The organism is Pseudomonas sp. GM48 (assembly GCF_000282335.1).
GTDB lineage: Bacteria > Pseudomonadota > Gammaproteobacteria > Pseudomonadales > Pseudomonadaceae > Aquipseudomonas.
In genome coordinates this window covers 18,282-31,616 of the sequence record NZ_AKJM01000060.1, presented here as the reverse complement: position 1 = coordinate 31,616, position 13,335 = coordinate 18,282, and the positions used below count along the sequence as shown (strand labels likewise).

Here is a 13,335-nt window from a genome sequence, read left to right as displayed (position 1 = left end):
GTCAGGCACCTGAAAACGGGGTGTGACGCCAGTTACTGCGTTGTCGCGTGATTTCGATTGCGCTGATGATTTCCTGTTTTTCTCCTTCCAATGGTCTGTCCTGGACTACGCATTGTTGTTTGCCGGTTGTCCGGCCTGATCAATGACCGACAACCTGTGCGAATCCAGATTGTAGGCAACCTGAAAGGCGGCACTGCGCTTTCTGGTCTGCCTCGAATGTTTAAGCGCGCTGGCTTTCAGTAAAGTCTCCGAAACGGCACAAGTGACAAACAGAATCACGTACGCCGTTTTTTCCGGTGGCCTCTGGATTTTTTCCAGCAGCGCTCCAAATTCGATCTCCTTGTTCATCCAGCGTGCATCAATGATGTACAGGTCTTTTACAAGCTCCGGTAACTGAAGTCGGTGCTGTACGGAGACGGTGGTTTGCAGACCAATCCCGGTTGGCGGGTCCTGTGCGCCACAAGGCGTCCGGGCTGACTGCCAGTCATTCGTTGACGTTTCCAGTGCGGGGTTTTCAGACGACTTCCCGGAGGCTTTTTTTTCCGACCGCCCTGCATCATCCATGACCTTCATGAAGTGCTTTCCCTTTTCAAAATCGGAAGGCGCATAAAGTGATTTGTAGTTGAAGTTGAGTGTCGCGAAAAAAAGTAAAAGTAAATAAAACGGGAAGCTGATCAGAAACCAGACATAGAGTTCTCTTTCCTCCTGATCAAGGAAGGGTAGGGAAACGGCTGCCGAAGTTTCAGAGAGTGCGGCGAATATCGCGATAATTGTCATTGGGTTGGTAATTCGTTTTCTTATCATGTTCTGTACTCATGCTGGATTATCTTTTCTCGAATGGTTTATGTGGCTGGTTTGGTGTGGTGATTATTGTAGTGATTTTATTGTCTGTTGGTTTCTATAGATATTTTTATTTGTTTGCTGGGGCTGGCTTCGATGCTTTGAGTGTCGATGATGTTTTAATGATTGCTCAAAAAATATTATTTGCTGTAAGAGTAGTCGGATACCTGGTGTGTGATATTTCTGGTGTGAATGTTGAGTGGGTAAATATCAGTTACGTTTTAACGGAGTAGAGGCTGATGTTTATCGGGTTGCGACTGTTCAGGCGGGCTCTCGGAAAATTTTGCTCGTAAATCGATAGCGGCGACTGCTGGAAGATGCGACAGCATGACGCTGATACCGTTTTCAACTCATTCCGTTCGAGGGTTTTTTGTAGGAGTAATCCGTGTTGTTTGTAGGGAATGTCTCTCGGTGCGGGTGGCTGGAAGGGGCGACATGCCATGGGTGAAACGACTAGGCTATTGTGCGGGCTCTAAAAATTCGAACAGCGAAAATTGGACTTGCCCATGAATAAAGTGCTGATCGTGGATGATCACCCCGTCATTCGTCTTGCGGTACGTATGCTAATGGAGCGTCATGGCTACGAAGTTGTTGCAGAAACCGATAATGGTGTGGATGCACTGCAACTAGCCCGTGAACTTATGCCGGATATTGTTATTCTGGATATCGGGATTCCGAAGCTGGACGGGTTGGAAGTCATCGCGCGTTTGTCTTCGACCTCAATGCCGATGAAAGTGCTGATATTGACTTCCCAGGCGCCGGGGCATTTTTCCATGCGTTGCATGCAATCCGGTGCGGCCGGTTATGTTTGCAAGCAACAAGACCTGACGGAGTTGCTCAGTGCAATAAAGGCCGTGTTGTCAGGCTACAGTTACTTTCCGAATCAAGCCTTGCATACCGTGCGTTCCAGTTTGGGGAACGCCAGCGAGGCCGATATGGTCGATCGATTGTCGGGACGGGAAATGATGGTCCTGCAACAGTTGGCCAGAGGCAAGACCAACAAAGAGATTGCCGATGGAATGTTCCTCAGCAATAAAACAGTCAGTACTTACAAGACCCGTCTGTTGCTAAAGCTGAATGCGCGGTCGCTGGTCGATCTGATCGAGCTGGCGCAACGCAATGGTCTGGTGTGATGACGTAACTGCTCGACAAGGGGGCATCTACCGGGGTATGGCACTTAGTAAAAAGCCTCCGTTTCGGGAGGCTTTCAGGTGTCATAAGTCAAAATCGTAATCGGCCAATTGCTTTTGCAGTCGGCGCTCCTCCAGCAGGTTGTCGATGGTGCGGCGTTTGCTCAGATTAGTTTTCGCTACTTCAACCACCGGCTCAGCGTCATCGGTTTCGGCGGTGGTGAAGTCGTCTTCTACGTCCAATTGCTCTTTGCCAGTACTCATTTAATTGCTCCAGGCTAAGAAGGCCTTTGGCGCTCCTTATATCGACAATCTCCCTGCGGGTAAAAAAGATTTTTTCAATCGCTAATCGAACAATCCTAATAGCGCCTCAATCGTCGGAGGTTTTGTGCTTGTACTCACACAAGTCCTCGATCCGGCAGCTCCCGCAACGGGGCTTGCGGGCCAGGCAAACGTAGCGACCGTGAAGGATCAGCCAGTGATGGGAGTCGAGCAGGTACTCCTTGGGCACGAACTTCATCAGCTTTTTCTCGACTTCCACCACATTCTTGCCGGGAGCAATGCCGGTCCGGTTGCTGACCCTGAAAATGTGCGTGTCGACGGCCATGGTCAGCTGACGGAATGCCGTATTGAGTACCACATTGGCGGTTTTGCGGCCGACGCCGGGCAGCGCTTCCAGCTCCTCGCGGGTTTGTGGCACTTCACCGGCGTGACGCTCGACCAGCAAGCGGCAGGTTTCGATCACGTTTTTCGCTTTGCTGTTGTACAGGCCGATGGTCTTGATGTACTCCGACAATCCCTCCACACCCAGGGCATGGATCGCCGCCGGGGTATTGGCGACCGGGAACAGCCTGGCTGTGGCCTTGTTGACGCCGACATCGGTCGACTGCGCCGAGAGAATCACGGCAATCAACAATTCGAACGGTGAGGAATAGGCCAGCTCGGTCTTGGGCTCCGGGTTGTCCTCGTGCAGTCTGCGGAAAATTTCCAGACGTTTTGCGGCATTCATGGGCAGTGCGTTTCCTCGAAGGCAATCATTGTGTGGGCGTGGGGTGCCAGGCTTGCCAGGCGGCGATCAGCAGTCCGAGTAGAATGAACCCACCAGGGACCAATGTGGTCAGGCGCAGGCCGCCATCAGCCATCAGCACCCAGCCTTGCCAGTCGGCTTGCGTTGCGCCGATCAGCCACGATAGGTGATTTGCGAGTGTCCCATTGCCGATGAGTTCGCGCAGCAGGCCCAGCGTAATCATCAGTGTGGCAAACAGGCCATTGAGTCGCAGGCGTTGGCGCCAACCGTTCTGAAAGAACCCGGTGTGCTCCAGTACGACGCATTGCAAGGCGATCAAGGCGCCATAAAACCCCAGATGCTGCTGCCATTGCAGCGACCAGGCCTGTGCCATGAGTTCCGCGCAACTGGTGAGCGTGGCCGCCAACAGCAGGCTGGCCAGCAAGCGGGTCGCCGGGACCAGTTGCGATCGCAGGGCACCCATGGCCAGGCTGAACAACTGGGTCACCACCACGAACATCAGGCACAGGCCAAGGGCACTCACCAGTGAGTGGGTGGCGCCGATCAGCGGCGTCAGCATCAAGGCGTTGCGCAGAGTCGATGAATTATCCATGGGCAGGGTTTCCGAGCAGTTGTTGCCGGTGTTCATCGAAGTAGCGCAAGGCATCGTGGACGGCATTGATCACCGCTCTTGAGGTGATGGTAGCGCCAGCAATCTGATCGAACTGCCCCTGATCCTTTTTCAGCGCCCAGCCACTGTCGCCCGGTTCTGTTCGAGACTTGCCGGAAAAAACCTGAAGCCAGGCATTGGGCCAGTCGGCGATCCGTGCACCCAGTCCTGGTGTTTCCGACTGTTTGAGGGTTTTGACGCCCAGCAACCGGCCATTGGTGTCGATAGCGATCATCAGATCGATGGCACTGGCGTAGCCAAGGGTTTGACTGCGCAGCAACACTGCGACGGGTTGATCGGCCTTGGTCGCCAGATAACCACCGAGCAAGGTGCTGTTGGCCAGAGCGTTTGATTCGATCGTGATGGGGCGTTCGAGTGGTTGATTGTCGTAGCTGTCTGAGGCGATCAGGTCTAGCAGGTTGCGGCTGTCGATCAGGCGTTGTTCGGCTGCAATGCGCGGCGCGCTGCCGAGCTGCACGAAGTACGTCATGCCAAGGCCAAGTGCGGCCAAAAGCACCAGAAGCGCGATGCTTGATGTCCGGCTCATGGCGCCTCCGGCTGTTGTCTGGCCACCACGAATCGCTCCAGCGCCGGTACGCACAGGTTCATCAACAGCACGGCAAAGGCGATGCCGTCAGGATACCCGCCCCAGGTGCGAATCAGATAAGTCAGGAGCCCGACGCCGACGCCGAACAGCAGTCGCGCGCCAGGGCTTCTGGCGCCGGACACGGGTTCGGTGATGATGAAGAACGCCCCCAACATGGTCGCGCCGGTCAGCAGGTGAAACAACGGCGAGCCATGGGAGTCGGAGCCCGACCCGTTCCAGCACAGCAGGCTGATGATGAACAGGCTGGCCAGCATACCGACCGGTGCATGCCAGCTGATCACCCTTCGTTGCAGGAGAAACATTCCGCCCGCCAGAAACGCCAGGTTCACCCATTCCACCCCCTGGCCGCCGAAGTGGCCGAATGCCGGGTTGCCGGCAAACAGTTCATCCATGGTCAGGCTTTTGTTGATCCGCAGACTGTCCAGCGCCGTGGCCTGAACCCACGCATCCGGCGCGTTGCCGACACCGAACACTTGCTGCAAGCCACTGAGCAGATCCATGCCATGGGACGATGGCCAATGGGTCATGGGTTGGGGAAAGGTCACCAGCACCAAGGCAAAGCCGAGCATCGCCGGGTTGAAGGGGTTCGAACCGACGCCGCCATACAGGTGCTTGCCGAAAATCATCGCAAAAGCAGCTGCACTGAGGGGCAGCCACCATGGGCAGTAAGGCGGCAGCGCCAGAGCCAGCAATGTGGCACTGACCAATGCGCTACCGTCACTCAAGGTCGGCCTCAACGGTCGCTTACGCCATTGCACGACGCTGGCCTCAATGACCAGGGCTGCAGTGGCTGCCAGAGCCAGATTGATCAACACCCCCCAGCCGTACAGCCAGAACGCCGCCAGCATTCCCGGCAGCGTGGCCAGCAGCACCAGTTTCATCGCCTGTTGCAGGCGAACATCAACCGCTTCAAGGGCCGGCATGGGCGTCCACCTGGCGTTCGGCTTCGCCGAGTGCGCGCTCCAGGGCTTCGATGTGTTCCGCCGGTGCTTCGTTGGCCTGAGCCTTCTTGAGTTCGGCGCGGCGCATGGCCAACTGGATCTTGGCCCGTTTCAAATCGGCATCATTTGACGACACGGCTGTGACCGTCGGCGCGGGAGCGGGTGGGGCGGCGCTTTCCATTTGCGCCAGGTTTTGTTCGGCGGCTTCAAACTGTTGTTGCAGGACGATCAACTGCGATTGCTGTTCGAAGGTCGGCGGATGCCCGAAGGCTTTCAGCGATTTGTGCAGTTGCGCGCGACTCATCGCCACATCGATTTTGGCCTTTTTCAGCGCGGCATCGGCATTGGCGGCTTTCTGGGCGCGGACGCGCTCAAGGGCGGCCTGCACCGGGTCGGCGGTCGCCGCGGTAGGCTGTGCGGCACGCTGTCGGGCCTGGCGCTCGGCGATTTTCTGTTGCTCCTCGCGCTGCAAGCGGGCATTGCGCTGCTCGAAACGGCGCCGTGCGTGGTCGCGCTTGAGGGTGCGGGCCTGCCGCGCCTGTGGTGTGAGGGCCAGGCCGCCGACAACGGGCAGTACCGTGTCCGGTGGCAGCGGGCGCATTTCGATGCAGTCCACCGGGCACGGTGCCACGCAGAGATCACAACCGGTGCACTCATCAATGATCACCGTGTGCATCAGTTTGGCTGCGCCGACGATGGCATCGACCGGGCAGGCCTGAATGCACTTGGTGCAACCAATACACTCGGCTTCGCGGATATAGGCGATCTGTGCAGGTGCCGAGCCGCGAGTGATGTCCAGCTCCAGCACCGGCACCTTCAGCAACTCAGCCAGGGCCGCGATGGTTTCGTTGCCGCCGGGCGGGCACTTGTTGATCGGCTCACCGCTGGCGATGCCCTCGGCGTATGGCTTGCACCCGGGGTGGCCGCACTTGCCGCATTGGGTTTGCGGCAAGAGTGCGTCGATGAGTTGAATCAGACTCATGTTTTGATCAGTCCGCTGAATCCGAGAAAGGCCACTGCGATCAGACCGGCACCGATCAGGTCGATCGGCAAGCCGCGAAAGGGCAGGGGAACATCGCTGTCGGCCGTGCGTTCACGCAAATCAGTGAACAGGCTCAACACCAGCCAGAAGCCCAGCCCTGCACCGAGGCTCAAGGCTGTGGCGTGAAAGAAGCCCTTGTCATCCTGAGCGTTGAGCAAGGCCACGCCGAGCACGCCGGCATTGCCCAGCAGCAATGGCCAGAGGCCTTCGAACGACAGTGTCGAAAACACCCGCGCCAGTAGCTTCAGCAACGGGGCGATCAGCAGCACGCTCAATGGCAGAAACACAAACAGGCGCAGCGCAGTCAATTGCAGCGGTACCAGCAGCCAGTGGTAAAGCGCATAGCCGAGCATGCCCACGAGCAGCATCAGGCATGTCGTCGCAATGCCCAAGGCATGGACCTGACGGCGCTGGCCAGCCAACAGCGGATCGACGGCCAACGGCCAGTACAACACGAGGTTGTTGATCAGGGCGGCGCTGATAAGCGTAAGCAGGATTTCGGTCATTGATCGTGCCGGCAGTTTTGTAGGAGCGAGCTTGCTCGCGATGGACTCAAGAGCGCTGCGTTCAATCTATGGACACGCATAATCGTTAACGACCATCGCGAGCGAGCTCGCTCCTACAGGAGATGCTCTAAAAAGAGTAGGCATTATCCGGCAAGGCGGGAGGGGGGGCCAGACATGAAAATCCCACAGCCGCACCAGGCACGACTATGGGATCGATTTGCCGCAGGCCTTACTTGATGCGCTGACCCGGCTTGGCGCCGCTGTCAGGGCTGAGCAAGTAGATTTCTTCCCCGCCAGGACCGGCGGCCATCACCATGCCTTCGGAGATGCCGAACTTCATTTTCCGTGGCTTGAGGTTGGCGATCATCATGGTCAGGCGACCATTGAGCTTGGACGGATCCGGGTAGGCGCTCTTGATTCCCGAGAACACGTTGCGTTGCTCGTCACCGATGTCCAGGGTCAGGCGCAACAGCTTGTCTGCGCCTTCCACGTGTTCGGCCTTGACGATCAGCGCGACGCGCAAATCGACCGCCGCAAAGGTGTCGAACTCGATTTCCGGCGACAGCGGATCCTTGGCCAGTTCACCGTTGCCGGCAGGTACGGTTTCGCCAGTGTCGGTCTGGCTGGCGGTCAGGTCTTCTTTCGAAGCGTCGGTCATGGCTTGCACTTTGACCGGGTCGATACGGGTCATCAGCGGCTTGAACTCGTTCAACTGGTGGTTGCCGAGCAAGGTCGCGTGGTCGTTCCAGGTCAGCGGCGCGACGTTCAGGAACGCCTCGGCGTCAGCAGCCAGCAATGGCAGGACGGGTTTGAGGAAGATCACCAACTGGCGGAACAGGTTGACGCCGGTGGCGCAGATGGCCTGGACTTCATCCTGCTTGCCTTCCTGTTTGTTCAACGACCACGGCGCCTTGTCGGCGATCCAGGCGTTGGCGCGGTCGGCCAAGCCCATGATCTCGCGCATGGCGCGGGCAAAGTCGCGGGCTTCATAGGCGTCGGCGATGCCTGGCGCGGCGGCCAGGAAGGCTTCGGTCAGCTCGGGCGCGGCGTTGACGTCCACCATCACACCGGCATTGCCTTTGTGGATGAAACCGGCGCAACGGCTGGCGATATTGACGACTTTGCCCACCAGGTCGGAGTTGACCTTCTGCACGAAGTCTTCGAGGTTCAGGTCGAGGTCATCGACGCCACGGCCCAGCTTGGCGGCGTAGTAGTAGCGCAAGTATTCCGGCGACAGGTGATCCAGGTAAGTGCGGGCCTTGATGAACGTGCCGCGGGACTTGGACATTTTCTGGCCGTTGACGGTCAGGTAGCCGTGCACGTTGATCCCGGTCGGCTTGCGGTAGCCGGCGCCTTCGAGCATGGCTGGCCAGAACAGGGCGTGGAAATTGACGATGTCCTTGCCGATGAAGTGGTACAGCTCGGCGGTGGAGTCCTTGCCCCAGAACGCATCGAAGTCCAGCTCCGGCGTGCGGTTACACAGGTTCTTGAAGCTCGCCATGTAGCCGATCGGCGCATCCAGCCACACGTAGAAGTACTTGCCCGGCTCGTCGGGGATCTCGAAGCCGAAATACGGCGCATCGCGGGAGATATCCCACTGTTGCAGGCCGGCATCCAGCCATTCGGCGATCTTGTTGGCGACGGCGTCCTGCAGGGTGCCGCTGCGGGTCCAGGTTTGCAGCATTGCCTGGAAGTCCGGCAGCTTGAAGAAGAAGTGCTGGGAATCCTTGAGCACCGGAGTGGCACCGGAGATCGCCGACTTCGGATCTTTCAGGTCGGTTGGCGCGTAGGTCGCGCCGCATTTTTCGCAGTTGTCGCCGTACTGGTCTTCGGTGCCGCATTTCGGGCAGGTGCCCTTGATGAAGCGGTCGGCCAGGAACATTTTCTTTTCCGGGTCGAAATACTGGGTGATCGAGCGCGTGGCGATGTGCCCGGCGTCACGCAGCTTCAGGTAGATCTGGCTCGACAGCTCACGGTTTTCTTCGGCGTGAGTGGAGTGGAAGTTGTCGAAGTCCACCAGGAACTCGGCAAAGTCGGCGCTGTGTTCAGCCTGGACGTTGGCGATCAGTTGTTCCGGGGTGATGCCTTCTTTTTCCGCGCGCAGCATGATCGCCGAACCATGGGCGTCGTCAGCGCAGACATAGATGCATTGATTGCCGCGGTGCTTCTGGAAGCGCACCCACATATCGGTCTGGATGTATTCCAGCATATGGCCGAGGTGAATCGAACCATTGGCATAGGGCAGGGCGCTGGTGACGAGGATCTTGCGTGGCTCGGACATGGGGCTCGGCTACTTGATGAAACGGAGGTCGGCCACTATAAAGCGCCGGCGCATATTTTTCACCCCCGCGACCCGCATCCACGGTCCCCGTAGCAGCTGGCGAAGCCTGCGTTCGGCTGCGCAGCAGTCGTAAAACCAGGCGCCACGGTGTTTCAGGTAACCCGGGTTGTCCGGATTGGCGACTGCTGCGCAGCCGAACGCAGGCTTCGCCAGCTGCTACGGGGCGTCTTGCCACAGGAATTTGTGACATTCTGAAAGCATGCCGCCCAGGCTTTAGAACAGGTACGATATCCGCCTGATTTTCCAGTCTTGCTATCGGAGTTGCCCATGAGCGCCGTCAATCGCGCAGCGGTGGAAGCCGTCCTTCGCCAATACACCGACCCTTACCTGAACCAGGACCCGGTCAGCGCCGGGTGCGTGCGCAACATCGACATCCAGGGTGACCGCGTCAGCGTTCAGCTTGAACTGGGTTATGCCGCCGGTCTGTTCAAGAGTGGCTGGGCGCAGATGCTGGAAATGGCCATTCAAGGTCTGGATGGCGTGGCCAGTGCCCGAGTCGAGATCACCAGTGTGATCGCCGCGCACAAGGCCCAGGCGCAGATTCCGGGGCTGGCCAACGTCAAGAACGTGGTGGCCGTGGCGTCCGGCAAGGGCGGCGTGGGCAAATCCACCACGGCGGCCAACCTGGCCCTGGCCCTGGCCCGCGAAGGCGCCAAGGTCGGGATTCTTGATGCGGATATCTATGGCCCGAGCCAGGGCATCATGTTCGGCATCCCGGAGCGCACCCGTCCCGAGGTCAAGGATCAGAAATGGTTCGTGCCGCTCAAGTCCCATGGTGTCGAAGTGATGTCCATGGCGTTCCTCACCGATGACAACACGCCGATGGTCTGGCGTGGTCCGATGGTCTCCGGTGCCTTGCTGCAACTGGTGACCCAAACCGCGTGGGGCGACCTGGACTACCTGGTCATCGACATGCCGCCAGGCACCGGTGACATCCAGCTGACCCTGGCGCAGAAAGTGCCGGTGGCCGGTGCGGTCATCGTGACCACCCCGCAGGACCTGGCATTGCTCGACGCGCGCAAGGGCGTGGAAATGTTCCGCAAGGTCAACATTCCGGTGCTGGGCGTGGTGGAGAACATGGCCGTGCACATCTGCTCCAACTGCGGGCATGCCGAGCATCTGTTCGGTGAGGGCGGTGGCGTGAAACTGGCCAACCAGTATGGCGTCGAGTTGCTGGCCTCGTTGCCGCTGTCGATGGTCATCCGCGAACAGGCCGATGGCGGCAAGCCCACGGTGATCGCCGAGCCTGACAGCCAGATCGCCATGGTCTACCAGGAACTGGCCCGCCATGTCGGTGCACGGATTGTGTTGCAGGAAGCTTTGACGCCGGCGATGCCGAACATCAGCATCAGCGACGATTAAGACCTGTAGCAGCTGCCGAGGCACGAGGCTGCGTTGCGTGTCCGCAGGACCGCCTCCGGGGCCGCTGCGCAGCCCGACGCAGCCTCGTGCCTCGGCAGCTGCTACAAGGGTTTTGGGTTGGGTTTAGAGGCGCAACCCGCCATCCATTTCCAGAATCCGGCCGGTGTAGTAGTCGTTTTCGAAGATGTAAGCCGCCGAATGGGCGATCTCATCCGGCTTGCCCATGCGCTTGAGCGGGATCCCGGAGGTCATCTTCTCCAGCGCTTCAGGCTTCATGCCCAGCGTCATTTCGGTTTCGATGAAGCCCGGTGCAATGCCAGCGACACGAATGCCGTAGCGCGCCAGTTCCTTGGCCCAGGTCACGGTCGCCGCCGCAACGCCGGCCTTGGCGGCGGAGTAGTTGGTCTGACCGACGTTGCCGGCGCGGGAAATCGACGAGATATTGATGATCGCGCCGGTGTTTTTCAGCTCGACCATTTTCGCCGCGACTTCACGGGTGCACAGGAACACGCCGGTCAGGTTGACGTCGATGACCGCCTGCCACTGGGCCAGACTCATCTTGGTCATTTCGCCATCCTTGACCTTGAGCAGCAGACCGTCGCGCAGGATCCCGGCGTTGTTGATAAGGCCATGGATCGCACCGAAGTCTTCAGCGACCCGGGCAACCATGTGGGTCACTTGCTCTTCGTTGGCCACGTTGCACAGGTAGGCACGGGCTTCTACGCCGTTGGCCTTGCACGCCGCTACGGCGGCGTCGAGTTTTTCCTGGTTCAGGTCTACCAGCGCGAGTTTCGCGCCCTTGCTGGCGAGATACTCGGCCATGGAACGGCCTAAACCCTGGCAACCGCCAGTGATAATGATTACTTTGTCAGTGAGTTGCATTCGCATGCCCCCGGCAGCAGGTCTGAGTGGTTTCCTTGTAGAGAGCCTCTCGATCTGCGCCTGACGTGGTCCGGCTGCACATGAGAACTGCCCCGATGGCGTGCTGGAACTTTCACCAGCAGCTCGTCCGTTTTTATGACGGATTCTATTTAAGGAGTCATAAATTGAGCGTTGAAGCGGCTAAGCATGCACGAGAATTGCTTCTCAAGGAATACCGTGGGGTGCTCTCGACGCACTCCAAATCGATGCCCGGTTTTCCGTTCGGCTCCGTGGTTCCTTATTGTCTGGACGAGCTGGGCCGGCCGCTGATCCTGATCAGCCGTATCGCCCAGCACACTCATAATCTGCAAAAAGATCCGAAGTGCTCGCTCTTTGTCGGCGAGCGTGGCGCCGAAGATGTTCAAGCCGTTGGTCGGCTGACTTACCTGGCGCAAGCGCAGCAGCTCGAAGACGAGGCCGCCATCGAGGCCGCCTCCGAGCGTTATTACCGCTACTTCCCGGAGTCGCAGGGTTATCACAAGGCCCACGATTTCGATTTCTGGGTGCTCAAGCCAGTACGCCACCGTTACATCGGCGGTTTTGGGGCGATTCACTGGGTCAACGACCTGACCCTGGCCAACCCGTTCGCCGGCAAGGCTGAGGTGAGCATGGTCGAGCACATGAACGCCGATCACGCCAAGGCCATCGCCCATTACGTCGATTTGGCCGGGCTGCCGAAAAACGTGCCGGCGCAAATGGCTGGTATCGATGCCGAAGGCATGCACCTGCGGATCGGTCAAAGCCTGTATTGGTTGCCGTTTCAAGCGCCTTGTAATACGCCGACACAAGTCCGGGAAGCCTTGGTTTCTCTGGCCCACGCCGATCATTGGCCGAAAAATGAAGTGGCCGACGCTTGAATTCACGAAACGGCGACGTCATCTAAGGTGAACTGGCAAGGCATTCTTGCGTTGAGGAACCATTTGATGCGCCCTTTTTTGTTGCTCTTTCTGCTGTTCCCGGTGTTGGAGCTGTTCGTATTCGTCAAGGTGGCAGGGTCTATCGGGTTTTTCCCGGCCCTGCTGCTGATCATTCTCGGCTCGATGTTCGGCGTGTTCGTGCTGCGCATCGCCGGTCTGGCCACGGCCCTGCGTGCCCGTGAAAGCCTGAGCCGCGGTGAATTGCCGGCCCAGACCATGCTCGAAGGCCTGATGCTGGCATTGGCCGGTGGCCTGTTGATTCTTCCGGGTTTCATCAGCGATGTGGTCGGCCTGTTCATGCTGCTGCCGTTCAGTCGCCGTCTGCTGGCGGGTAAAATGCGTCAGCGTGCCGAAGAGCAGGCCATGCGTCAGCGAGCGTTCGCCGACGACCTGCAAGCACGCGGCGGTCCTGCCCCGCGCGAGCCACTGGGTCGTGAACCGACCGTGATCGAAGGCGAGTTCGAACATCGCGATACCAAGTAAAACGCACATCCACACGGCACCTTCGGGTGCCGTGTTCGTTTGCGGGGCATCGACCTGAAAATTTTTTCATCGCCGCCCTTGTAATAAGCTTATGCGCCCTTATGTAACGGTCACCGCAAGGTTTCTGGCGAACACGCCAGACAGACTTCCGCGGTTCGCTTGACGAGCCGCAACCGGCGCCGCCGGACTTTGTTAAACCCGCCGGGACTACACCGGCCGATGAAAACCACAATTAGGAGAGATCGACAATGAAGCTTCGTCCTCTGCATGACCGCGTCGTCATCCGTCGCAGCGAAGAAGAAAAGAAAACCGCTGGCGGTATCGTCCTGCCAGGTTCGGCTGCTGAAAAAGCCAACAGCGGCGAAATCCTCGCTGTAGGCACCGGCCGCGTACTGGAAAACGGTGAAGTGCGTGCACTGTCCGTAAAAGTGGGCGACAAGGTTGTGTTCGGTCCTTACTCCGGCAGCAACACTGTGAAAGTCGACGGCGAAGACCTGCTGGTAATGAGCGAGAACGAAATCCTCGCTGTTATCGAAGGCTGATACCCCCGTTCATTTTCCGCTACTACA

16 protein-coding genes are annotated in these 13,335 nt (G+C 58.6%); 6 read left to right on the top strand and 10 right to left on the bottom strand.

Annotated features, from left to right (window positions below):
- Positions 1–105 precede the first annotated feature (105 nt).
- Positions 106–804 (bottom strand): hypothetical protein, encoded by a 699-nt coding sequence (locus PMI28_RS17125; protein WP_007985863.1) that lies wholly within the window; start codon positions 802–804, stop codon positions 106–108.
- 11 nt (positions 805–815) lie between these two features.
- Here PMI28_RS17125 and PMI28_RS30510 point away from each other — a divergent pair, with 11 nt between their 5' ends.
- Positions 816–1,073, top strand: a complete 258-nt coding sequence (locus PMI28_RS30510; protein ID WP_157395762.1) for a hypothetical protein — start codon at positions 816–818, stop codon at positions 1,071–1,073.
- A 273-nt stretch (positions 1,074–1,346) separates the two neighbouring features.
- Entirely contained in the window at positions 1,347–1,973 is a 627-nt protein-coding gene (locus tag PMI28_RS17130; protein ID WP_007985861.1) for a response regulator transcription factor, read from the top strand.
- Between the two features lie 81 nt (positions 1,974–2,054).
- On the opposite strand, the gene PMI28_RS17135 is transcribed toward PMI28_RS17130, so the two are convergent.
- The 8 genes from PMI28_RS17135 to metG form a co-directional block, all read right to left on the bottom strand.
- Positions 2,055–2,234, bottom strand: a complete 180-nt coding sequence (locus PMI28_RS17135; protein WP_007972325.1) for a PA3496 family putative envelope integrity protein — start codon at positions 2,232–2,234, stop codon at positions 2,055–2,057.
- Between the two features lie 106 nt (positions 2,235–2,340).
- Positions 2,341–2,979, bottom strand: a complete 639-nt coding sequence (gene nth, locus PMI28_RS17140; RefSeq protein ID WP_007985859.1) for an endonuclease III — start codon at positions 2,977–2,979, stop codon at positions 2,341–2,343.
- Positions 2,980–3,004: 25 nt separating this feature from the next.
- Positions 3,005–3,589: an Rnf-Nqr domain containing protein gene (locus tag PMI28_RS17145; protein WP_007985857.1), complete on the bottom strand. Its 585-nt coding sequence runs from the start codon at positions 3,587–3,589 to the stop codon at positions 3,005–3,007.
- The gene (locus tag PMI28_RS17150) at positions 3,582–4,193 is read right to left on the bottom strand and encodes an RnfABCDGE type electron transport complex subunit G (protein ID WP_007985856.1); all 612 of its coding nucleotides are present in this window, start codon (positions 4,191–4,193) and stop codon (positions 3,582–3,584) included. Before PMI28_RS17150 ends, PMI28_RS17145 begins: the two co-directional genes overlap by 8 nt.
- Positions 4,190–5,176, bottom strand: a complete 987-nt coding sequence (locus tag PMI28_RS17155) for an RnfABCDGE type electron transport complex subunit D (protein ID WP_007985855.1) — start codon at positions 5,174–5,176, stop codon at positions 4,190–4,192. Before PMI28_RS17155 ends, PMI28_RS17150 begins: the two co-directional genes overlap by 4 nt.
- On the bottom strand, positions 5,163–6,176 hold the full coding sequence (rsxB, locus tag PMI28_RS17160) for an electron transport complex subunit RsxB (RefSeq protein ID WP_007985854.1): 1,014 nt from the start codon (positions 6,174–6,176) through the stop codon (positions 5,163–5,165). Before rsxB ends, PMI28_RS17155 begins: the two co-directional genes overlap by 14 nt.
- Positions 6,173–6,742, bottom strand: coding sequence for an electron transport complex protein RnfA (locus PMI28_RS17165; RefSeq protein WP_007985853.1), 570 nt, complete (start codon positions 6,740–6,742; stop codon positions 6,173–6,175). Before PMI28_RS17165 ends, rsxB begins: the two co-directional genes overlap by 4 nt.
- A 229-nt stretch (positions 6,743–6,971) precedes the next feature.
- Positions 6,972–9,023 (bottom strand): methionine--tRNA ligase, encoded by a 2,052-nt coding sequence (metG, locus tag PMI28_RS17170; RefSeq protein ID WP_007985852.1) that lies wholly within the window; start codon positions 9,021–9,023, stop codon positions 6,972–6,974.
- 327 nt (positions 9,024–9,350) lie between these two features.
- Between metG and apbC the strand changes: the two genes are divergently transcribed.
- Entirely contained in the window at positions 9,351–10,445 is a 1,095-nt protein-coding gene (gene apbC, locus PMI28_RS17175; RefSeq protein WP_007985851.1) for an iron-sulfur cluster carrier protein ApbC, read from the top strand.
- Between the two features lie 123 nt (positions 10,446–10,568).
- Here apbC and PMI28_RS17180 read toward each other — a convergent pair whose 3' ends face one another.
- Positions 10,569–11,327 (bottom strand): SDR family oxidoreductase, encoded by a 759-nt coding sequence (locus PMI28_RS17180; RefSeq protein WP_033063256.1) that lies wholly within the window; start codon positions 11,325–11,327, stop codon positions 10,569–10,571.
- A gap of 164 nt (positions 11,328–11,491) precedes the next feature.
- On the opposite strand from PMI28_RS17180, the gene PMI28_RS17185 reads away from it, so the two are divergent.
- From PMI28_RS17185 to PMI28_RS17195, 3 genes are all read left to right on the top strand, one after another.
- Entirely contained in the window at positions 11,492–12,223 is a 732-nt protein-coding gene (locus tag PMI28_RS17185) for a HugZ family pyridoxamine 5'-phosphate oxidase (protein WP_007985849.1), read from the top strand.
- 66 nt (positions 12,224–12,289) lie between these two features.
- A complete protein-coding gene (locus PMI28_RS17190; protein WP_007985848.1) occupies positions 12,290–12,766 on the top strand; it encodes an FxsA family protein in 477 nt (158 codons plus the stop codon).
- Positions 12,767–13,014: 248 nt separating this feature from the next.
- A complete protein-coding gene (locus tag PMI28_RS17195; RefSeq protein WP_007985847.1) occupies positions 13,015–13,308 on the top strand; it encodes a co-chaperone GroES in 294 nt (97 codons plus the stop codon).
- The last annotated feature ends 27 nt before the right edge of the window (positions 13,309–13,335 follow it).